This is a genomic window from Lachnotalea sp. AF33-28, assembly GCF_003477885.1.
Classification (GTDB): Bacteria; Bacillota; Clostridia; order Lachnospirales; family Lachnospiraceae; genus AF33-28.
Window position 1 is genome coordinate 181,776 of record NZ_QUEE01000009.1, and the last position, 20,036, is coordinate 201,811.

Sequence of the window (20,036 nt, forward strand, 5' to 3'; positions counted from 1 at the left end):
ATTCCCTCATACCGCCGCCGGGCACGTACAAATATGAAGTGCCAGCCAGCAGCAGTCTGTGTCTATAGTCGCCAAATGTCAAACATCCTCCATATTAATCGAGAAATCCGGCGCTGTCAATGTTAAATTGGGATTGTAGCAGGGATCGCCCTTCTCAAGGTACTCTTGATAACGGCCCAGGAGTCTTTTTTTCTCCTCGGTAAACCGCTTCTGTTTCTCCGGATTATCCTCATATCCCCTGGTTTTGGACTCGTCATGATAAAGCTCTGCAAAGGGGGTAAATACCACCAGCAGGCCCATCCCGCGCACCCGCAGGCAGAAATCCACGTCATTATAGGCTACCGCAAAGGCCTCATCCATCCCTCCCGCGCTTTCATAGACACTTTTCTTCACCATCATGCAGGCGGCTGTGACCGCGCTATAATCCTGCTGTACCACCGCTCTGGCGAAACGCCCCGGCTCGGATCTGTCCATCCCGCAGAATACATGTCCGCATACGCCGGCCAGCTTCATCACAACGCCGGCGTGCTGAATGGTATCATCCGGATAATAGAGTTTGGCTCCCACAATGCCTACATCCGGCCTCTGACAGGTTCCGAGCAGTTCCTCCATCCAGTCAGGCGTAATCACTCTGGTATCGTTGTTTAACAGAAGCAGAAATTCTCCCTGCGCCAGGGAAGCTCCGAAATTGTTTATGGCGGGATAGTTAAAATCACGCTCCCACACGGCAACCCTGATCCGCGGATCCAGCTTAAGCTCCTCATACAGACTGAAAATTTCCGTTCCCGTGCTGTTGTTTTCAATGATTATGATTTCATAATTCCCATATGTGGACTTCTCTCTGATGGAATCCACACAGGCTTTCAGCGTATCCGGCTGGTCTTTGTTGGGTATCAGAATGGAGATTTTAGGTTTTCCGGTTACCCGGTACTTCACGCGGTAATAGCCGAGATGGTCCCCGATCAGGGATACATCTGCGTTAAGCCCCATCCTCTTTAGATGCGCCTCCAGCGCAAGCTTTCCGGAGGTGTAACAGTACATCTTGCTCTCCGGATTTTCTGAGGTGGAAAACTGATGGGTCCTCCAGTGATACAGGATCCGGGGAATGTGGCATATCTTACGCGCCCGTTCCGAACAGCGCAGTATCAGGTCATAATCCTGAGCGCCGTCATAATCCGGCAGAAAGCCTCCCAATTCATCCAGCAGTTCTTTTCTGGCAACAAAAAAATGACAGATATAATTATTGGAACGAAGCAGGTCCAGGTTAAAATCGGGCTTTAAATGGGCGTCAAAATACACGCGCAGATCCATGGATACCTTATCCTCATCGCTGTAGAGCATGTCGGTGTCGGGATCCTCGTTCAGAGCTTTCACCACTTCATAAAGCGCGTGTTTTTCCAGTATATCGTCATGATCCAAAAGCCCCACATATTCTCCTGTGGCCAGCTCCAAAGCGGCATTGCTGTTGCCCGCGATCCCCAGATTCTCATCCAAAATCTGATACCGGATTCTGGAATCCTCATCCGCCGCCTGGCGCAGCACGGGCTCCATGCTGCCCTCGCCGTCCGCCAGACAAAGCTGCCAGTTCTGATAGGACTGCTGCCGCACGGATGCAATCATCTGTTTGAGAAATTCTCTGGGAGGCTTATATACCGGCACCACAATGCTGATCAGCGGCTGCCAGGAAAGGGCGGCCGGCTCACACTCCCCGTGCTTTTCCAGCCATCTGGCATACCGGTTTTCTTCTGTCTCATAGCGGTTTCTCCACTGTTTTTTCAGTTCGACCGGCCCTCTTTTAAGAAGCGTCCGAATATCGTCGGCCGCCATGGCAGGGGTTGTGAGACGGATCATCTTTTTAAAATTCACATAACGCCGGCTCTGTTCTCTGATCAGCTCTTTAGGTAAGATGGAAAGCCTTTTCTCTTTTTGCCCGTCGCTGATATGAAGGCAGTATCTCTCTTCCAAATTGCAGTCAAATTTCACATCAAATCCGCAGTCTCTCTGCCTCTCGTCTCCCAGCGCGCTTCTGCTGGCATCCGGCCGGTCAAGCCTGCGAAAGCTGAACTTCATCTCCTCACCATGGCGTTCAGTCACCCGGTATTCCGGCAGTGTCCCCGTATCCGATACAGCCCAGCCGGTTAAATGAACCGTACAGCCAAATATTTCTGATTTATCTATATAGTATGAAAGCATATTATTTTCCTCTGTTTTCCGGTCCGGCCGGGGCCTGTCCTTATTTTACGAAGCCCGCGGCGAGCTCCTTATGTCCGTCCTGCAGGTATACGCGGGCAAAGGGCGTGGTTACGATCCAGAGGCCGGCAGCCCTCACCTTTCTGCAGTACTCTTCCAGATCATCCCCGGGTTCTCCGACCCGCTTTATTGCAGCACCGGATACGGCATAACAGACAGGCGATACCTGATCCACATCCCGGTACCAGTCGGTATTGCCCCATTCATCCGCAGTATGCACGAAAACGCCCCGATACAGCGTTTTTATCTCTCCCTCCGTCCATATATCTCCCATAGACACAATGCTGTCGGAAGCATCCAGTACCGCCGGCATCACCATGCCCACATCCGGCTGGGATGTCCAGGAGAGTAGCTCGTTTTTGGATTCGCTGTCCAGATTGATACCTGGCTGCACATATACGGTTCCGTCGGCCTTTGCGCTGTCCCATTTAATGCGTATGAGGTAGCTTACCCGGTCTTCGAAATACGCCCGTCCATTTCTGCCGGTCCTGTCCAGGTGAGATTGTATCGCCCGGATCTGAGCATCCAGCGCATAGGGTTTTGTCCCTATATCCCTGGCCGTGGAACTCTCCGCCACTCTCCAATGATATAGTATTTGGGGAATATGGTATATTTTATCCGTTATCTCAGATACCCGCAGAAATAAGTCCCAATCCTGAGCACCGTCCATGGCCGGGTTCCATCCGCCTGCCTTTTTTATGATGCTGGTCCGTATGACGGAAAAATGGGTGATGTAATTGGCTGAATACATGGTATGAAGCGACCAGTCAGGCTTATACAGCGGATTGTAAAACCGCATGGTATCGGAGTCAGTCAGATCGCTGTCACTGTATATGAAATCCAGGCTCTTATCGTTATTTAACGCCCTGACCGTTTCATAAAGGGCATCAGGATCCAGCAGATCGTCATGATCCAGCATGGCGATGAACTCTCCTTTGGCCATCTGGAAGGCCTCGTTGGTGTTGCCGGATATTCCTTTGTTTTCTTCCAGAACTTTTATGCGGATGCGCGGATCAGGATAATAGAGCCGGATGATGCGCGCCGCCTCGGATTCCTCACCAGACGCGCTGCCGTCGGCTATACACAGTTCGAATCGGCGATAGGTCTGCTCCAAAACGGATTCAATCATCTCTCTTAGATGGATTTTATCAGTCCTGTAGGCGGGCACTATAACGCTGATCAGAGGCTGATACATGAATATCGGCCTCACCGGAGCGGAGGGAGGAACAGGAATCGCGGCATCTTTGTGCAGGAAACGCCTGATGGTCTCTTTCATGCCTTTCGGCAGTATGGTTCCGGTATCCTGGATTTCTGTCAGATTGATTTTGATGATTTTTCGTGAAAGGCCCGACCGGATGCGCAGATCATAGGAGCGGAAGGTGTTCGCGGAAAACGTGATGCGGAAACCGTAGAGGTCTGCGGATGTGCCGGGAAAAAAGGCTGTAACGATGTCGGGACGGGGAATTCGGACAATCTGCGCTTCTGTAAGCGGGGTTTTTCCCACGTAAACTTGGAGATGAACTTTGGATTCGGCATTAGCGCCGATAGCCCATCCCTTGATTATAACTCTGCCATATTTATATCTGGCTCCTTCGATGTGATATCGCATAATCGGAATCTTCCTGTGTCGGGTTTTTTGTACGGGCCTTACCTTATGGAAATGTGAAAGGTCAAAGGCCTGACATTGTCTGCTTCACAGACGGAAATCAGCTCTGGTATAATGTCTGTCGACATTATGCTTTGTCAGCACACTGACATGCCCCTCCGGGGGATGCACATGATTTCCTGGGGAAATTGTCTGCTTCGCAGACGGAAATCAGCGCTGGTATAATGTCTGTCGACATTATACCACATCCCCCCAGAGATTCCTATATTTATTTTTTATGGGAGCTGCCTCAAGATTTATTTGGTTACTGATCACGGCTGCCTATAACGCAGCACATGTCTGGGCAGTAACTTTATTTGGAGTTTATGTGTTTTTTACATATACGTTTATTTCCTGGCCGCCTTGGAAACACAACCACCATTTGCTGTACATTTCCGAAGGGGTTCCCTTTTCTATGTCGGTTCCGCTTACCGTGTCTCTAAGGGCGATCTTTACTATCGGCGATCGTTCCACTAACTCATGTAACAGCGTGCTGCTGATCAGCTGTCCGTTAAACCTAATACAGTCGCATACTTCCACTGCCTGCTCCCTCCTTCTATAATAATAGAAACGCAAAAAGTCCTTAATTATTACATATAATTAAGAACTTTTTTCTTTCGTACGCACATTTTTTTATCTGTTCAGCCAGGTTCAGCCAAAATTTCTGTATTCTTCAGAACGGTTCCGGCATACGCTTTACAGCTTTTTTTACTTCAGACGGTCATGAATTGAACCGGTCAGCTGCTCGAGCCTCCGTTTCGCATCTTCCAGGCCGGATCCGCGTACCCCCATGTAAAATTTTATCTTGGGCTCAGTACCCGATGGCCTCGCACAGCACCATTCGTCATTTTCTAATTCATAGTAAATTACATTGGATTTCGGCAGCGTCAGTTTCTCTACACAGCCTGTCTCTGCATCTGTCCGGGTTCCCTCCCGGTAATCGCGGATCGCTTTCACCGTAAAATTTCCGATCCTTTCCGGCGGATTTCTCCGGAGATCCTCCATGATTTCCCCTATCTTTTCAGCGCCATCGGCTCCTTTGTATGTCAGCGTGGACAGGCCTTCGCGGTAATACCCGTATCTGTCATACAGATTTACCATCGCATCCCACAGAGTCATATCATGTTTCTTGTACCATGCAGCAGCTTCACATAACGCCATAACAGCCGATACCGCATCCTTGTCACGGGCATGGGTGCCTACCAGACAGCCATAGCTTTCCTCCAGACCGAACACGTAGTGGCGGTTTCCACACTCTTCAAAGAATTTAATCTGCTCTCCGATATACTTAAAGCCGGTAAGAACCTCGATAAGCTCCACGCCGTATTCCCCCGCCAGCCGGTCGGCCATGTTGGTTGTAACAATCGTCTTGATCAGCGCGCCGTCCCCAGGCAGCGTATGATTTGCGCGCCTTTCCCGCAGAATGTATTCCGCGATCAGCATGCCCGACATATTGCCGGTAAAGCTCACATACTGTCCGTCCGCTTTATTTTTGGCGTAAACGCCCAGGCGGTCAGCATCCGGGTCCGTTGCCAGCACAATATCCGCATCTACCTGTCCGGCCAGTTCGAGCGCCAGCGCGAACGCCTTTGGATCCTCTGGATTCGGATAGGATACTGTAGGGAAATCCCCATCGGGTAACTCCTGTTCCGGCACCACATACACATGGCGAAAGCCCAGTTCTTTCAGTATACGGCGCACAGGGATGTTTCCCGTTCCGTGCAGCGGTGTATAGACTATGCGGATATCATCCGCCATTTCCCGGATCGCCTCTGGATGAATGATCTGTTTCTTGAGTTCCTCCATATACCGGTCATCCATCGCTTCACCGATCACATGATACAGTCCCTGATCCACCGCAGCCTTTTTGTCCATAGTCTTTACTTCCCGAAAGTCTGTGATGCGGTTCACCTCGGATATGATCTCAAGGTCCTTTGGCGCTGTAATCTGAGCGCCGTCTTCCCAGTATACCTTATAGCCGTTATATTCCGGCGGGTTGTGGCTGGCCGTTACCACGATGCCGGCAATACATTTCAGCTCTCTTAAGGCAAAGGACAGCTCCGGCGTAGGTCGCAGAGTTTCAAACCTGTATGTCTGTATGCCATTGGCGTTAAGACACAGGGCAGCCGCTTCTGAAAATTCCGGGGACATATGTCTTGAATCAAAGGCGATTGCCACGCCCTTTTCCCGTCCGCCGTTTCGGATAATATAGTTTGCCAGCCCCTGTGTGGCCTTTCCCACAGTATACAGGTTCATCCGATTGGTTCCCGCACCGATCACGCCTCTTAATCCGCCGGTTCCAAATTCCAAATCCCTGTAGAACCTGTCCTCTATCTCTTTTTCGTCGCCTTCAATTGATTTTAGTTCTTCTCTTGTCGCCTCATCAAACCATGGAGCGCTGCGCCATATGCGGTATGTTTCTCTGTAATCTGTCATATGCAAACCTCTTCACAAGTTTTAACCGGCAAAGCGGCCGTATTTACTACAGCCGCTTCACAATTCAGATATAAAGCTTTTCGGGATACTTTCCCTCCCTGATCAGCTTTTTAAAGGACTCACGCACAAATGGAGCGTCTTCTTTATAAGTGACACCAAACCATTTATCGGAGGATTTCAGCACGGATACCTCCATCTTTCCCTCCGCAACCAGATCGCCCACGATGGTGGGAAGCAGGAATTCCGCCTTTAGCGGATTGCCGCCCAGATCGCTTAAAAACTCAGGGAATCTTTTTTCGAGCTGTGCAAAGATCTCAGGGGTAAAGCCCCACATGTTCATGGACGCGATGCTGTCCGCGGGGATTTTTACGCCGTCTGCCGCCACATCCTCGCCGTCCCATCCGATATTGGATGTCTCCACGATTCCCGTCAGCTTGCCGTTTTCAGCCTGGCAGAGTCCCCTGGTCACGGTGCCGTTTTCGCTTAAGGTATTGCCCAGAACAAAACCGACCATGCAGGCCTGCATCATATCGGGGGTGGATTTCATGGTATTGAGGAACTCATTGATCTTAATAAATCCCTCCTGTCCGTAATAGTCATCTGCGTTGATGACCGCAAAAGGCGTGTCCACCACATCCTTGCAGGCAAGTATCGCCTGTCCAGTGCCCCAGGGCTTACTGCGGCCCTCAGGCACAGAAAATCCCTCCGGCAGATCATGCATGTCCTGGAATACATACTCGGTTTTCACCAATTTGGAAATGCGGTTGCCAATCACTTCCATAAAATCTTTTTCAATATCCTTACGGATGATGAATACCACTTTTTCAAACCCGGCTCTCACCGCGTCATAGATGGAATAATCCATAATGATTTCGCCGTTGGGCCCCATCGCCTCCAGCTGTTTGATCCCGCCGAACCGGCTGCCCATACCCGCCGCCATAATTAACAATGTGTTTTTGCTCATTTTTATCTAACCTCCGTATTCCGCGCACCTTCTCTAAAGACACGCCCTTACACTGATTTTCAATGGAAACCTGTCTGCTCTGCAGACGAAAATCAGCACGATATAATGTCTGCCGACATTATATCATACTGCCCTGCAATTGTAAATTGATGAATGCCGCGGTTCTTACAGGCCGGTTCTTACAGGGAACTTATCGGCAGATGCCGGGCACCAGCCTTGTATATGCTGCAAAAGCGGCCGGCACCGCATACTCATTCTGCAGCGCTTCTGCGTCTGCATACTGAAAGGAATCGCCGCGCTTTCCCAACAGGCGCACGCAATAGCCCTGCATATGCCATTCCACATGGGAAAATATATGTTTCGCCGGTGGCAGCGGTTCTATTGTGAAATCCGTCTCTCCCTGTGAGAGCAGATATTCCCTCGCCTCATCCTGTTTTAGCGCACCGTCTGTGTTGGGGTATTCATACAGGCCGGCCAGCAGCCCTGTATCCGGACGCTTGCGTATGGCAATACCGCCGTTAGATTCTATCAGAAACACTGTCTTTTCCTCAATCCGCCGGCCTTTCTTTGCGGCCTTAACGGGTATCTCCTCCGTCAGCCCCTCCCTGCTGGCAAGGCACAGAGTATTTAAAGGGCATGCCTGGCATTTGGGCGCGCCGCCCGGCACGCAGATCAGGGCGCCGATCTCCATAAGGGCCTGATTAAAATCACCCGCACCGTCCTGCGGCATAGCGGACTTTAAATCTTTTTCCATCTGCGCTTTCACAGTCTGCCGGCTGATATCTTCCCGTGAAGCCGTCAGTCTGGATATAACGCGCAGCACATTGCCGTCGACGGCGGGAACCGGAATTCCAAAGGCGATGGAAGAGATTGCACCCGCCGTATATGAACCGATCCCTTTCAGCTTCAGGAGCTCCTCATAGGAGGCCGGCATCTTGCCGCCGTATTCCTCCATCACCGTGACGGCCGCCTTCTGCATGTTGCGCACCCGGTTATAATAACCCAGCCCTTCCCACAGCTTCAGCAGCTTTTCCTCGGGAGCGGCCGCCAGAGCTGCCACATCCGGCAGCGCCCTCATGAACCGCTCAAAATAAGGCTTGACCGCCTCCACCCTGGTCTGCTGCAGCATGATTTCCGACACCCATACCCTATAGGGAGTGGGCTCCTGTCTCCAGGGCAGCACTCTTGCGTTGTTCTCAAACCAGCCAAGCATCGGTGAAACCATGGCCTTCAGGCGTTCTTCCTTTGTAAACGGCCGTTCTCTCGGCTCCAGCACTTTCAGGGAACCAAACAAATCCTGCTGCATCACAGTTTTTCGGTGGCTTCTTTCAGCCAAGCGGCTTCCGCGGCATCCAGGCAGGGAGAAAGCTCCTCATATACTCTGCGGTGATAATCATTGAGCCACTCCAGCTCTTCCTCATCCAGCAGCGATACATCTATGGCATCACGGTCTATGGGCGCAAGGGTCAGCGTTTCAAATTCCATGAACTGGCCGTATTCATTCTTTTCCGCTTTCTTGCAGACAATCAGGTTCTCCGTGCGGATGCCGTACTGCCCAGCCTCATAATAACCTGGCTCATTAGATGTGATCATTCCTTCTTCCAGTATGCAGCTGTCGTCTCTTTCCGGCACGACCTTCCAGCGAAACCCGTTGGGCGCTTCGTGTACGTTCAGCATATATCCCACGCCGTGGCCGGTGCCGTGGTTATAATCCATCCCGTGCTCCCACAGCGGTCCCCTGGCCAGATAGTCGAGATTGAGCCCGCGGCAGCCATACAAAAACTTCGCTTTTGCCAGACGGATCATTCCCTTAAGAACCAGCGTAAAGCTGCGGATCTCCTCCTTTGTCAGCGCTCCCAAGGCGATGGTCCTCGTAATATCCGTTGTGCCTTCCAGATACTGGCCGCCGGAATCCACCAAAAGAAAGCCTTCCGGTTTCAGCGTGCGGCTGCTCTCCGGCGTGGCGCTGTAGTGGCACATGGCCGCATTGTCCTTATAGGCGGCAATTGTATCGAAACTTAGCTCCACAAAGTTCTCCTGCTGCCTGCGAAGCTCTTCCAGGTAATCCGATGCGCTGATTTCGGTTATCTCTGTCTTTCCGATATTCTGTTTCAGCCAGTATATAAATTTCGTGACGGCCACGCCGTCTTTTTTATGCGCATTTCTCTCATTATCCACTTCAACCGGATTTTTAACGGCTTTGGCGAGCATCACGGGGCTTTTCTCATCCAGTATCTTAACCGCAGAAGAGATACCGCTGCAGATCGCGTAATTGGTTCTGGACTTATCCAAAAGCACCCTGCAAGTCTCCGGAATCTGCTTCACATAGTCATATACGGCCTCATACGGGCGGACGGTCACGCAGTTTTTCTCCAGTTCACGGGCGATATCCTCTCCCAGCACTCCGTCCTGCACAAACAGCACGGCTTCCGTCATAGTAACCGCGGCATAGGAAAGCACCACCGGATTATACGGTATATCGTTGCCGCGCATATTAAACAGCCAGGCGATATCATCCAGACAGGTATTCAGATGGATATCCGCGCCCTTTTCCTTCATGGCCATGCGCAGTCCCGCCAGCTTGTCGGCCATGCTGCATCCCGTGTATTCTTCCTTCAGCAGATATGCTTTTTCCGCCGAAAGAGCGGGGCGGTCCGTCCAGATCTGTCCGCACAGGTCCTCTTCCCATGCGATACGGGCGCCTTTCTTCTTCATCGCGTCCTCCAGACCCTTGCCCAGAGCGGCATTGACCACACGGCCGTCAAATCCGAGGCAGCCTCCTTCCGGCACCGTGTTTTCCAGGAATTCAAATACCGTAGGCACACCTTCATTCCCCATGCGGTACAGCGTGATGCCGCTGCCTTTTAGCTGGGTCTCCGCCTGTATGAAATATCTTCCGTCGGTCCAAAGGCCCGCCTCCTGCTGTGATACGATTAGTGTGCCTGCAGAGCCTGTGAATCCGGTCATCCACGCCCGTGTCTTAAAATATCCGCCTACATATTCTGACTCGTGATAATCCGAGGTGGGCACCATATAGGCATCCACTTGTTTCTCACTCATCAGGGCTCTAAGCCTGTTTAAATTTTCCTGCACCATTGTAATCTCCTCCTTAATAATCTTTTTTATCTGACGCAGCCCCTATTTCTTTATCTCCCAGGGATTTTCTCTTCCTTCCACCGTATTCAGGCAGCTTACTATCGAATATTCCACCATATCGCTGACCGCCTGGTCCGTAAAAAACGCTGTATGAGGAAGCAGAAGCACGTTCGGCATCTCATTTAATACCGCTCTCTGCCTGTTATGAATCACCTTATATCTGTGGTCACCGTAATAGATTCCCATCTCATTTTCTATCACATCCAGACCGGCAGCCCCGATCTTGCCGCTCTCCAGTGCATCGATCAGATCGTCCGTATCGATCAGAGACCCCCTCGCCGTATTGATGATCACCGCGCCGTCCTTCATCTTTTCAATGCTCTCCCGGCAGATCATATGCTGCGATTCCGGCGTTGCAGGCGTATGCAGCGTGATCACATCGCTCTCCCCAAGCAGCGTATTAAAGTCCACATATTCCGCCATCCTTCCGACGCTTTCCTTCGGATACAGGTCATAAGCCAGCACGCGGCAGCCGAAACCGCTTAAGTTTTTGATCACATGCTCACCGATCCTGCCGGTGCCGATCACTCCCACGGTCATATTGGCCAGTTCCCGCCCGCGCTTCATAAACAGCGAGCAGTCCTGGGCCTCAAAACGTTTCATGATATACTTGATCCGCCGGATCACCATCAGAATCATCATCACGGTATAATCCGCCACGCTGCCGCTGGAATAGCTGACATTGCTCACTGTCATCCCAAGCTCCCAGGCCTTCTCACAGTCAATGTGCTCATAACCTATGGTCCTGGTGGAGATACAGCGCACCCCCGCCTCATGCCACTTCTCTATAATCTCCGCCGTAATCGCAGTGGTGATGACGCTCACGCTCTCACATCCTGCGGCCAGCGCCGCATTCTCCGGCGAAGGAGCTTCCTTTATCAGCCGCACCTTAACGCCGTACTGCTTTCCAAATTTTTCAAAATATTCGCGTTCGTCCTCCCTGTAACTGTACGCCGCTAATTCCATAATCAACCTCATTTCTGCGCTCTCATTACACGCCGCTAACAGTATATCACTTCTTTAAACTAATTTCTACCACGACGTTATCCGCATCTGTCACCCTCAGCTCCCGCGCGGCATAAACTATTATTGAATCTGAAATCTATGAACATTGAAAGGAGATTCAACGTTGGAATATTGTAATAACAGACGGCCCGATCCCCGCAGGCCGATGTATGCCTATAACAATCCTTCGATGATGAGAAACAATATGCAGGACTGCGGCTGCAATACGGCCGGCCGCACAAACGACCGGATGGATGCCAGAATGGATGCCCGCATGGATACCCCTGATACGTTCCCCGTTGCTATGGCGTATGTTCCCTGGCAGCGCTGGAAAGAGCCTTATGATCTGGAATGCGGATTAAACAAGGGCACCATCTTCCCTGAACTGGATAAACCTTTTATGATAGGGAGGTGCGCAGGCAGATGAATGCAGAACATGCGAAATTAATGAATCAGATCTATCAGACAGGGTTCGCCCTGGATGAAGCCATCCTCTTTCTGGATACACATCCCTGCGATCAGGAAGCTCTGCAGTACTATGAAACTATGCAGGAATGTTACTGGAAACTGGTAAAAGAACACGAACTGCGCTTCGGGCCGCTGACAGCCAAAAGTGTGGTTTTATCGGACGGCGCTCCCGGTTCCTGCGACCAATGCCGCCGCAATGCCTGGAGCTGGGTAAATGACCCGTGGCCCTGGGAAGGAGGTATGTGCTAATGTGGACTTATGACAAACGCTTACAATACCCGGTAAAAATCAGCCAGCCAAATCCCCAGATGGCTCAGGTGATCATCACACAGTTCGGCGGGCCTGACGGCGAACTGGCCGCATCCATGAGATACCTGTCTCAAAGATATTCGATGCCATATAAGGAAACCTCCGCTTTGCTTACGGATATAGGTACCGAAGAGCTGGCACATATGGAAATGATCTGTGCGATCGTGCACCAGCTGACCAGAAATCTGACTCCGGAAGAGATCGTGGCCTCCGGTTTTGATAAGTATTATGTGGACCATACCACCGGATTATGGCCGCAGGCAGCGGGCGGTTTCCCTTTTAACGCCTGTGTATTCCAGTCCAAAGGCGATCCGATCACCGATCTGACAGAGGACATGGCGGCGGAACAGAAGGCGCGCACCACCTATGACAATATCTTAAGACTGATCAAGGATCCCGAAATCTGCGATCCGATCCGTTTCCTGCGTCAAAGAGAAGTCGTGCATTTCCAGAGATTCGGCGAAGGCTTGAGAATCGTGCAGGATCACCTGGATTCCAAAAACTTCTATGCGTTTAACCCGGCATTCGATAAGGTTAATGTACAGAAAAACTGCAGTAAATAATACGTTAAAATCCGGCCCCGCAGAATCTGATACATCCTGCGGGACCTTTTTCTCCTTAATCGCTTAGCTTAACAACGACCGTGTCCTCCAGCCAGGCAATGCTGCCCTCCTTGGGATAGCAGCTCATATCCGAAGCGGCCTCTGCCGCCTTCACAGCCTGATCTGCGGTAAGCCTGTCATAGCGCATGCCCATGCAGTGCATAAATCCTAATATTCTTAAACTGCTGTAATAATAAGCGGGTTCCACATCTGTGTCCCAGGCAAAAATGGAATGCCCGATCACATCTCCCTCAACCGTGCTGTTATTGCCTGCCGCTTCTCTTTTCCCCACAAATATCACTGTTCCCGAAAAATCATACTCTCCGGTAAACTCTGCGATATCTCTGCTGATAGTATCTGCCAGCCGCAGATCCTCCTCATAGCGCTCGCTGTCCGTATAATACAGACGGCTCGTAATCTCTGCCTCTTTCCATACGGACAGGGCACAAACCGATATCAGGACCGCTGTTATGGCCAGCCCGGCAGTCCTCCGTTTTATCCTACCGCCGGCAAAAGCTTTGGATCCATCCAAAAGCGCTCCGCTCATATATGCCATAAATCCCATACAGAAGGGCAGCACCAGCTGTGCCCTGGCCACCGGTACCTTTCCCATTACCGCCGTCAGATAAAACGGCCCCGCGCACACGGCGGCTGATAAGAAAAGCAGCCATATTTTCTGCAGCTTTTCTTTGCGTCCTCTAAATACGATCAACAGAGCAAAAAGAAGGCAGAGCGCAATCCAGGCGAACGTACCGATATAAAAGATACCGTCTCCGGTCAACACGTCTTTTATATGCATCAGGATCTGCATGAACCCGTATTTAAAATTGCCGTTTCCCCACTGCACCTGGTCCGAAACATATCCGGTTTTGCTGAAAAACAGCGCTGTAATGACCTGATTGACGGCAAAGCCGGTTAAAAAAACCACCGCAAGACGGAAAACGTAAATAACATCACCGTTTGTGCTTCTTCCATTTTTTCCCGTTATCTTTTCCTTTTCCGGCGTTTCCTTCTTATCCTTCACCCCTTTGTTTTCCGGCATTTCTTCCCTGTCCGCTTTCTCCGCCCATTTACCGGCCGACCGCAGAAACGAGAGCGCAGCTCCCGTAAAGATGTACAGAGGCATCATTGCCTGATACGTGCCAAAAACCAGGGTTGCAGGCAGTACCGCCGCCGCAAACCAAAGGAAACCTCCCCGCTGCCCCCACCTGTGCGCGGCAAGCAGGCTGACTGCCAATAAGGTGACGGAAAGCATGATTTCCGCCGCCTGCAGTGTAAAATAAAACTGCTCCGCCCAAACAGGATGGGACACAACAATCATGCCAAATACAAGAGCCAGCCCCCGAAACCTTCCTTTATGTATCGGAAATCCGCATTCTCCGCCGGCATATTCCAGCAAAAATGTATAAGCGATAAACGCCGTTACAGAGAATATCATCAAAAGCACCGGGGCAAAAAACGGATTATAAACTTCAAGCCCCAGAAGCCACTTAAGGAATATAAGTCCCTGCCTTCCTATCCCCAGCCAGCTTTCATAAAACTCATTGCCCAGAAAAATAATCTGCTCCGTATCTATGCCATTATTTAAGCTGAACAGTTTGCTCCCATGCACCAGAAATACAAAAATACCCATAATCAGTATCACATATCTGTTCCTGAATAAATAGGCCTTAAAGCAGACTGCCATATCCTTCGCATCTTTCCACTCATTTTTTAACATATTTTAGTCCCCGCTTTCCAAATGGGAAATCCCTGATCACACAGATACCAGTTTACGCCCCATTTTACGGTTATGTCAATCATTCACCGACCATTTATTCCATTCATTGCCCTGCCGTATTTTTTAATAACTACACATACTATTATTGTTCCGATTCACCCGGAAACTATACCGAAAGAGTGACACACTGAAGTGTGCGTAGGTCATCAGCCTGCGGCTGGTGACATGAAATAGGAAGCACACTGAAGTGTGCGTAGGTCATCAGCCTGCGGCTGGTGACATGAGAAAGGAGATTTGTAATGGAACAGACAAGTTTAAGCAATCATCCAACGGCCGCGCCACTATCACTGGCGATTGCCTATATTGTTCCGCAGCCTGAGAAGAACGAAATTTATCCGCATGATCAGGCTCTTAAGCGGGGAACAATCTTTCCCTGCCTTGACATGCCTTTCACAGGAGGTGCGGATATCCATGAACGATAACAGACAGGATCAGCTTATGAAACAGATAAACGAAGCCAATTTCTCGGTAAACGACCTGACGCTGTATCTGGATACCCACCCGGAGGATCAGGACGCATTGAAGCTTTTTCATCAAACTCTGAAACAGAAAAAAGAAGCGGCACAGGAATATGAAAAACTGTACGGCCCGCTGGAAGTCTGCATGACATCCGAAGGGACCGGCAAATGGACATGGGGCTCAATGCCCGCTCCATGGGAAGGAGGGACCTGCCAATGTGGAACTATGAAAAGCGGCTCCAATACCCTGTAAAAATCAGCAAGCCCAACCCCAGGATGGCCCAGGTTATCATCAGTCAGTTCGGCGGGCCTGACGGTGAGTTGGCTGCATCCATGCGGTATCTGTCACAGAGATACTCCATGCCTTACCGGGAAGTATCGGGGCTGCTCACCGATATCGGCACTGAAGAGCTGGCCCATCTGGAAATCGTTGGCGCAATCATCTGCCAGCTGACTAAGAACCTTACCCCGGAGGAAATCACGGCTTCCGGATTTGACAAGTACTATGTGGATCACACCACAGCGCTCTGGCCGCAGGCCGCGGGAGGAATTCCTTTTAACGCATGTGAATTTCAATCCAAGGGAGACGCGATCACCGATCTGACTGAGGATCTGGCGGCGGAGCAGAAGGCGCGCACCACCTACGACAATATTCTAAGGCTGGTGAAAGATCCCGAGATCAGCGATCCCATCCGCTTTCTGCGCGCCAGAGAAGTAGTACACTTTCAGCGTTTCGGAGAAGGTTTAAGGATGGTTCAGGAACAACTGGATTCACGCAACTTTTACGCGTTTAACCCAGAATTTGATAAAGTCAAACAGCTGCAGTAACAAAGAAGCCCCGCATTCGATTCCGAACGCGGGGCGTTTTTATTTGAGACAGCACTGCGGATGCCATGGCCTATTTCTCAGCCGTACTTTTTTTCATTAAAACAAACTGATAGAGCTTTTCCATTCTTCTGCCGAACTCTTCTTTTGAAAAACGCAGCACACTCTTCTGGGCATTCTCTGAAAGCCGGTCATAGGCCGCACGATCCGCAAAGATCCGCTTCACACATTCAGCCAGCTCCTGCCCATCCTCAAAAAGATATCCGTTATATCCGTCCTCAATCACGCCCTTGAGGCACTCATCCATCTTACAAACCGCCGGAATACCCGAGGCCAGCGCTTCAATATAGGTCAGGCCCTGTGTTTCACTTTCCGAAGCATTGACAAATACGTCGGCGGCTTTATAATATCTGTGCACCTGCTCCGGCTTTACCGCACCGGTGAATACCACCTGTCCGGCAAGTCCAAGATTTTTCACCAGCTCTTCCAGCTCTTTCTTATGAGGGCCATCCCCGACCACTGCCATCCTTAAGGTGCGGTCGCGCTCCATCAGGCCCTTTAACTGGCTCACCACAAAGTCAATATTCTTTTCTTTTCCAACCCTGCCTACAAATACCAGCACTTTATCTTCTTTTCCAAAACCCAGTCCGGCCCTCAGCCCGTCTCTCTCGGCGCTTTCCATGGAACCGGTAAATCTGCTTAAATCGATTCCTGTAGGTATGGAAACCATGGGTCTGTTCAGGCCGTACCCTTTCAGAGCATCGGAAACCTTTCTGGTAGGCGTGACGATCACATCTACTTTTCCCAGCAGAATCCGGGCGAGCCAGGAGACCATTTTCTTTCCCACCCGCTTGCTCTTGACAAAATAGTGTGTGTAATCCTCATACATCGTATGATACGTGTGGATTACCGGAATATTCAAATTTTTCGCGATTCTTTTCGCGGCGCAAAGGGACGTGAATTCACTCTGTGAATGAACCAGATTCGGTTTCCAGTCAATCAGCTCCTTCACATACTCTCCGTAAAATGAAAAAGTTACCCTGGCATCAGGATAGATCGGAAAAGGGATGGATGGCAGGTAATAGACATCTCCTTCTTTTCTCGCCCTGCCGGTGTCCGAAAGGGCTAGAATCTTCACCTCGTGTCCCCTCTTGACCAGCTGTTCCTTAAGGTTCATCACAGAAATTACCACGCCGTTGATCATCGGGACGTATGCATCAGTAGTGATCAGTATTTTCATAACTCTCTCCTCGATTTAAGGCAGACAAAGGGACTTGCCTGCCGTATGCCGACGCCTTTCATGCACCGGGCAGTTATCATTTTACTACAGAAAACAGATTATTTGCACTACAATTTTCTTACAATTGACATTCTTTTTTGCTGTGGTATTGATGGCGCATTTATTGTATGAGCCATCCGTATGTACGGCAAAACCTTTTTAATGAATAATCCAACCGGCCGGGCTGTCTCTCTCCCGCGACGGTTGGATTATAATTCGTTTTACATTGAAAGGCTTTTCATGCTTTCTTCTTTCAGCTGCTTCTTTTTCTTTGTGATCAGACCGCCGATTCTGCCGCTTTCCTTAGCGGACAGGCATCTCCAACCGCCCTCCATGACTTTATCAAATACCCCTATCTCTTCCGCAATTTCCAGTTTCAGCTGTTCTTCCGGAGTAAGGTTGTTTAAGTCGATCTTTTTTTCTTTTTTCTTAGCCATTTATTTGCCCCTTTCGCGTACTTGTTCGAGTCTCTGTTTCATTGCCGACACTAAAAGTATCACCGCTTTAGGGCTGTTTATTCAATAGATATCTTCAGGGGCTTCCGGCATTACGACCGCCGCCACAAGATAAATGATAATACCCACACCGACACAACCCCATACCGCCCAGATCAGGCGAAACAGTGTCGGGTCAAGATGAAAGAACTCTCCCAGTCCTCCGCAGACACCGCAGATCATTCTGTTGTTCTTCGATTTATATAATTTCTTTTCTTCCATAATCCAATGCTCCCTTCCGCTCCGTCATCGGAGCAAATGTTAATTCCGCTCAAATAAAACTTCTACGTTTCCCACGCCGCATTCAATCGATATGGTCTTGCCGGCGCCGTTGTCGATGTTTTTATTTTTACCCAGTCCGCTGTAGTCCGATTCACCGATGGTAACACCGCCCACTCCGCTGTCAAACTTATAGTTATAGCTGTCCTCACTGTCCTGAAGCGTCAACGTTATGCCGCCCACTCCGCAGTCTATGCTGATGTCACCGTCAGTCTGCGCCCCCGCTTCGATGCTGCCCACGCCGGTCTCTAAGTACAGCTTTTCTGCTGTAATCTCCGTCACCGCGATGGATCCGGTTCCGGCTGAAAGCCGGCATTTGCCGGTCACGGTGAGTTCATCCGCTTCCATACTCCCTGCTCCTATATCGATATCGGCCTTATCCGCGGTCATGCCGGCAAATTCCACATAGCCGGCGCCCACATCGATATCCAGTTCCTTAAGTTTCGTTCCCTTTGGTAGCGTTATCGTTATGACGCGTTTTTCATTTAATTTATCGCCGATGTATTTGCCGAACAGATAAAACCCGGAATTGAAACTGCCCTTTTCTTTCACTGTCAGAGTACCGTTCTCCAGCTTCCAGCTAAACCTGTCGGACACGCCTTCCGCCTCTACTTTTAGTTCAGGGCCCTCCACAATATGGACTTCACCGTAGTTGATATCTAGTTTAAAGCTGTCCAGCCTGCCCGATAAGATTTCACTCACTTTTGCAGTATTATCCGCATCGGCTGCATCGCGCCATCCTCTGGCTCCCATCAGGAAACTGACAGAGGCCACAATGCCGCCTGCCACTATCATGGGGATCGCAATCCATAAGCAGATCTTCATTATCCGGTTCATACACAGGACCTCCTTCTCCGGAACAATCCGATGCTCCAGTTAAACATGCTGCCCAGCCCGCGCATACATGCCGGCAGCACCTTCCCGTAATATAATATGCAAAGCACCAATGACAGCAAACCTAATCCAATCAGCACGCTGCCGGTCCCGCAGAACAGCGCTCCGGTCAGAGGCAGCGTAAACAGTTTCGCCAGCCCTGCCGCTATACAGAAAAAGCCTGTGCAGAGGAACACGATCAGAAGGACTGCCAGCACGACCCCAACCGCAAACATCACGGAGGCCACGCCGACCATCACTGCGAATACGGCACTTAGCATCGCGATAATCACCGGAAAACCGATTATGAAGAGCACCACCAGCAGTCCTCCCATGCCGCGGCCAGAGCTGCCGCTTTTCTGCCCGCCGTCAAAACCGCCTTCTTCACTGTACGGATGACTCTGATCTTCCTTATCACGCCGCTGTTTTTCCTTTTCCACCATCTCATAGGACGGTCCCCGGTAATGGGGATTGCTATATCCGCGCTCGGTGAATTCGCCGTCCTCTTCGCTGACGCCGCCTTTCACCATAGCGGCCACTTTCGCCGGGCTCTCAAGCTCTTTTATAATATCCTGTTCGGCTTCCGGCCCGGCATCATCAAAATAGTCGTTATAATACTGCAGCGCTTCCAGCTGTTCTACCAATGGAATGTCCTGCAGCAGAAACGCAAGCTCATCCAAAAACTCTTTCCTGCTCATACTTTACCTCCGACAAAATCTTAGATATCTTTGTAGAATAAGTCCCCCACTCTTCCCGATATAGGCGAAGCTGTGCGCTGCCCTTCTCCGTAATCTTATAATATCTGCGGTTTCTTCCCTGATATTCCATATCATAAGCTTCCAGGCATTCGTCCTTCTGCAGACGGCGCAGCACCGGATAGAGCGTGGATTCCGACACATCAATCGCCTGCCGCACATCCTGGGTGATTTTATAGCCATATGTTCCGCCCGGCTCCGTCGATACCACTGCCAGCACGATCGCATCCAGCAATGCCGCACCCGTGTTAAAAACCATTTTATCAACTCCTCTGCCTTACATAATATTATTTTACTTTCAATATTATTTTATATTTAATACTATATTCCATATAATATTATTTGTCAACTATATTAACTGAATAATTTTCTTTCAAAAGAAAAGCAGCAGTGCCAACAACCCTTATCAACAATAACGATGTTGACAAGAGTGGATGACTCTGCTGCATCCCGCCAAA

21 protein-coding genes are annotated in these 20,036 nt (G+C 50.3%); 6 read left to right on the forward strand and 15 right to left on the reverse strand.

Going from position 1 to position 20,036, the window contains the following annotated elements:
• Positions 1-78: 78 nt before the first annotated feature.
• From DWZ56_RS14090 to DWZ56_RS14125, 8 genes are all read right to left on the reverse strand, one after another.
• Positions 79-2,193 carry a glycosyltransferase family 2 protein gene (locus DWZ56_RS14090; RefSeq protein ID WP_118557275.1) on the reverse strand — a complete coding sequence of 705 codons (2,115 nt, stop codon included), beginning with the start codon at positions 2,191-2,193 and terminating at the stop codon, positions 79-81.
• Positions 2,194-2,233: 40 nt separating this feature from the next.
• Positions 2,234-3,859 carry a glycosyltransferase family 2 protein gene (locus DWZ56_RS14095; RefSeq protein WP_118557276.1) on the reverse strand — a complete coding sequence of 542 codons (1,626 nt, stop codon included), beginning with the start codon at positions 3,857-3,859 and terminating at the stop codon, positions 2,234-2,236.
• Between the two features lie 360 nt (positions 3,860-4,219).
• Positions 4,220-4,435 (reverse strand): hypothetical protein, encoded by a 216-nt coding sequence (locus tag DWZ56_RS14100; RefSeq protein ID WP_118557277.1) that lies wholly within the window; start codon positions 4,433-4,435, stop codon positions 4,220-4,222.
• A gap of 168 nt (positions 4,436-4,603) precedes the next feature.
• The gene (locus tag DWZ56_RS14105; protein WP_118557278.1) at positions 4,604-6,331 is read right to left on the reverse strand and encodes a phospho-sugar mutase; all 1,728 of its coding nucleotides are present in this window, start codon (positions 6,329-6,331) and stop codon (positions 4,604-4,606) included.
• A 64-nt stretch (positions 6,332-6,395) separates the two neighbouring features.
• Entirely contained in the window at positions 6,396-7,295 is a 900-nt protein-coding gene (locus DWZ56_RS14110; RefSeq protein ID WP_118557279.1) for a nucleotidyltransferase family protein, read from the reverse strand.
• A 190-nt stretch (positions 7,296-7,485) separates the two neighbouring features.
• Positions 7,486-8,601 carry an A/G-specific adenine glycosylase gene (mutY, locus tag DWZ56_RS14115; RefSeq protein WP_118557280.1) on the reverse strand — a complete coding sequence of 372 codons (1,116 nt, stop codon included), beginning with the start codon at positions 8,599-8,601 and terminating at the stop codon, positions 7,486-7,488.
• On the reverse strand, positions 8,601-10,391 hold the full coding sequence (locus tag DWZ56_RS14120) for an aminopeptidase P family protein (RefSeq protein WP_118557281.1): 1,791 nt from the start codon (positions 10,389-10,391) through the stop codon (positions 8,601-8,603). The genes mutY and DWZ56_RS14120 overlap by 1 nt, the downstream gene beginning before the upstream one ends.
• 42 nt (positions 10,392-10,433) lie before the next feature.
• Complete coding sequence (locus tag DWZ56_RS14125; RefSeq protein WP_118557282.1) at positions 10,434-11,417, reverse strand: D-isomer specific 2-hydroxyacid dehydrogenase family protein; 984 nt, start codon at positions 11,415-11,417, stop codon at positions 10,434-10,436.
• Between the two features lie 163 nt (positions 11,418-11,580).
• Here DWZ56_RS14125 and DWZ56_RS14130 point away from each other — a divergent pair, with 163 nt between their 5' ends.
• From DWZ56_RS14130 to DWZ56_RS14140, 3 genes are read left to right on the forward strand one after another with little or no spacing between them, the layout of a single operon-like run.
• Positions 11,581-11,883 carry a spore coat associated protein CotJA gene (locus DWZ56_RS14130; protein WP_243095267.1) on the forward strand — a complete coding sequence of 101 codons (303 nt, stop codon included), beginning with the start codon at positions 11,581-11,583 and terminating at the stop codon, positions 11,881-11,883.
• Entirely contained in the window at positions 11,880-12,173 is a 294-nt protein-coding gene (locus DWZ56_RS14135; RefSeq protein WP_118557283.1) for a spore coat protein CotJB, read from the forward strand. Before DWZ56_RS14130 ends, DWZ56_RS14135 begins: the two co-directional genes overlap by 4 nt.
• On the forward strand, positions 12,173-12,796 hold the full coding sequence (locus tag DWZ56_RS14140) for a manganese catalase family protein (protein WP_118557284.1): 624 nt from the start codon (positions 12,173-12,175) through the stop codon (positions 12,794-12,796). The genes DWZ56_RS14135 and DWZ56_RS14140 overlap by 1 nt, the downstream gene beginning before the upstream one ends.
• A gap of 55 nt (positions 12,797-12,851) precedes the next feature.
• Here DWZ56_RS14140 and DWZ56_RS14145 read toward each other — a convergent pair whose 3' ends face one another.
• Complete coding sequence (locus DWZ56_RS14145) at positions 12,852-14,555, reverse strand: glucosyltransferase domain-containing protein (RefSeq protein WP_118557285.1); 1,704 nt, start codon at positions 14,553-14,555, stop codon at positions 12,852-12,854.
• A 299-nt stretch (positions 14,556-14,854) separates the two neighbouring features.
• Here DWZ56_RS14145 and DWZ56_RS14150 point away from each other — a divergent pair, with 299 nt between their 5' ends.
• From DWZ56_RS14150 to DWZ56_RS14160, 3 genes are read left to right on the forward strand one after another with little or no spacing between them, the layout of a single operon-like run.
• Positions 14,855-15,037 (forward strand): spore coat associated protein CotJA, encoded by a 183-nt coding sequence (locus tag DWZ56_RS14150; RefSeq protein ID WP_118557286.1) that lies wholly within the window; start codon positions 14,855-14,857, stop codon positions 15,035-15,037.
• Entirely contained in the window at positions 15,027-15,326 is a 300-nt protein-coding gene (locus tag DWZ56_RS14155; RefSeq protein ID WP_118557287.1) for a spore coat protein CotJB, read from the forward strand. Before DWZ56_RS14150 ends, DWZ56_RS14155 begins: the two co-directional genes overlap by 11 nt.
• Positions 15,290-15,901, forward strand: a complete 612-nt coding sequence (locus DWZ56_RS14160; RefSeq protein ID WP_118557288.1) for a manganese catalase family protein — start codon at positions 15,290-15,292, stop codon at positions 15,899-15,901. Before DWZ56_RS14155 ends, DWZ56_RS14160 begins: the two co-directional genes overlap by 37 nt.
• A gap of 70 nt (positions 15,902-15,971) precedes the next feature.
• On the opposite strand, the gene DWZ56_RS14165 is transcribed toward DWZ56_RS14160, so the two are convergent.
• The 6 genes from DWZ56_RS14165 to DWZ56_RS14190 all read right to left on the reverse strand — a co-directional run bounded on the left by DWZ56_RS14165 (position 15,972) and on the right by DWZ56_RS14190 (position 19,837).
• Entirely contained in the window at positions 15,972-17,138 is a 1,167-nt protein-coding gene (locus tag DWZ56_RS14165; RefSeq protein ID WP_118557289.1) for a glycosyltransferase family 4 protein, read from the reverse strand.
• A 260-nt stretch (positions 17,139-17,398) separates the two neighbouring features.
• Complete coding sequence (locus DWZ56_RS14170) at positions 17,399-17,614, reverse strand: small, acid-soluble spore protein, alpha/beta type (RefSeq protein WP_118557290.1); 216 nt, start codon at positions 17,612-17,614, stop codon at positions 17,399-17,401.
• Positions 17,615-17,695: 81 nt separating this feature from the next.
• Positions 17,696-17,893: a PspC domain-containing protein gene (locus tag DWZ56_RS14175; protein WP_118557291.1), complete on the reverse strand. Its 198-nt coding sequence runs from the start codon at positions 17,891-17,893 to the stop codon at positions 17,696-17,698.
• Positions 17,894-17,932: 39 nt separating this feature from the next.
• Entirely contained in the window at positions 17,933-18,787 is an 855-nt protein-coding gene (locus tag DWZ56_RS14180) for a DUF4097 family beta strand repeat-containing protein (protein WP_118557292.1), read from the reverse strand.
• Positions 18,784-19,521: a DUF1700 domain-containing protein gene (locus tag DWZ56_RS14185; RefSeq protein ID WP_118557293.1), complete on the reverse strand. Its 738-nt coding sequence runs from the start codon at positions 19,519-19,521 to the stop codon at positions 18,784-18,786. Before DWZ56_RS14185 ends, DWZ56_RS14180 begins: the two co-directional genes overlap by 4 nt.
• Entirely contained in the window at positions 19,496-19,837 is a 342-nt protein-coding gene (locus tag DWZ56_RS14190; RefSeq protein WP_118557294.1) for a PadR family transcriptional regulator, read from the reverse strand. The genes DWZ56_RS14185 and DWZ56_RS14190 overlap by 26 nt, the downstream gene beginning before the upstream one ends.
• Positions 19,838-20,036 lie beyond the last annotated feature (199 nt).

What these genes read in the sequence shown, in the direction of transcription:
- DWZ56_RS14175 (WP_118557291.1), bottom strand. Translation starts at nt 17,893, where the DNA reads ATGGAAGAAAAGAAATTATATAAATCGAAGAACAACAGAATGATCTGC.
- mutY (WP_118557280.1), bottom strand. Translation starts at nt 8,601, where the DNA reads ATGCAGCAGGATTTGTTTGGTTCCCTGAAAGTGCTGGAGCCGAGAGAA.
- DWZ56_RS14135 (WP_118557283.1), top strand. Translation starts at nt 11,880, where the DNA reads ATGAATGCAGAACATGCGAAATTAATGAATCAGATCTATCAGACAGGG.
- DWZ56_RS14090 (WP_118557275.1), bottom strand. Translation starts at nt 2,193, where the DNA reads ATGCTTTCATACTATATAGATAAATCAGAAATATTTGGCTGTACGGTT.
- DWZ56_RS14170 (WP_118557290.1), bottom strand. Translation starts at nt 17,614, where the DNA reads ATGGCTAAGAAAAAAGAAAAAAAGATCGACTTAAACAACCTTACTCCG.
- DWZ56_RS14160 (WP_118557288.1), top strand. Translation starts at nt 15,290, where the DNA reads ATGTGGAACTATGAAAAGCGGCTCCAATACCCTGTAAAAATCAGCAAG.
- DWZ56_RS14120 (WP_118557281.1), bottom strand. Translation starts at nt 10,391, where the DNA reads ATGGTGCAGGAAAATTTAAACAGGCTTAGAGCCCTGATGAGTGAGAAA.
- DWZ56_RS14150 (WP_118557286.1), top strand. Translation starts at nt 14,855, where the DNA reads ATGGAACAGACAAGTTTAAGCAATCATCCAACGGCCGCGCCACTATCA.
- DWZ56_RS14110 (WP_118557279.1), bottom strand. Translation starts at nt 7,295, where the DNA reads ATGAGCAAAAACACATTGTTAATTATGGCGGCGGGTATGGGCAGCCGG.
- DWZ56_RS14140 (WP_118557284.1), top strand. Translation starts at nt 12,173, where the DNA reads ATGTGGACTTATGACAAACGCTTACAATACCCGGTAAAAATCAGCCAG.
- DWZ56_RS14155 (WP_118557287.1), top strand. Translation starts at nt 15,027, where the DNA reads ATGAACGATAACAGACAGGATCAGCTTATGAAACAGATAAACGAAGCC.
- DWZ56_RS14125 (WP_118557282.1), bottom strand. Translation starts at nt 11,417, where the DNA reads ATGGAATTAGCGGCGTACAGTTACAGGGAGGACGAACGCGAATATTTT.
- DWZ56_RS14145 (WP_118557285.1), bottom strand. Translation starts at nt 14,555, where the DNA reads ATGTTAAAAAATGAGTGGAAAGATGCGAAGGATATGGCAGTCTGCTTT.
- DWZ56_RS14190 (WP_118557294.1), bottom strand. Translation starts at nt 19,837, where the DNA reads ATGGTTTTTAACACGGGTGCGGCATTGCTGGATGCGATCGTGCTGGCA.
- DWZ56_RS14180 (WP_118557292.1), bottom strand. Translation starts at nt 18,787, where the DNA reads ATGAACCGGATAATGAAGATCTGCTTATGGATTGCGATCCCCATGATA.
- DWZ56_RS14165 (WP_118557289.1), bottom strand. Translation starts at nt 17,138, where the DNA reads ATGAAAATACTGATCACTACTGATGCATACGTCCCGATGATCAACGGC.
- DWZ56_RS14185 (WP_118557293.1), bottom strand. Translation starts at nt 19,521, where the DNA reads ATGAGCAGGAAAGAGTTTTTGGATGAGCTTGCGTTTCTGCTGCAGGAC.
- DWZ56_RS14105 (WP_118557278.1), bottom strand. Translation starts at nt 6,331, where the DNA reads ATGACAGATTACAGAGAAACATACCGCATATGGCGCAGCGCTCCATGG.
- DWZ56_RS14095 (WP_118557276.1), bottom strand. Translation starts at nt 3,859, where the DNA reads ATGCGATATCACATCGAAGGAGCCAGATATAAATATGGCAGAGTTATA.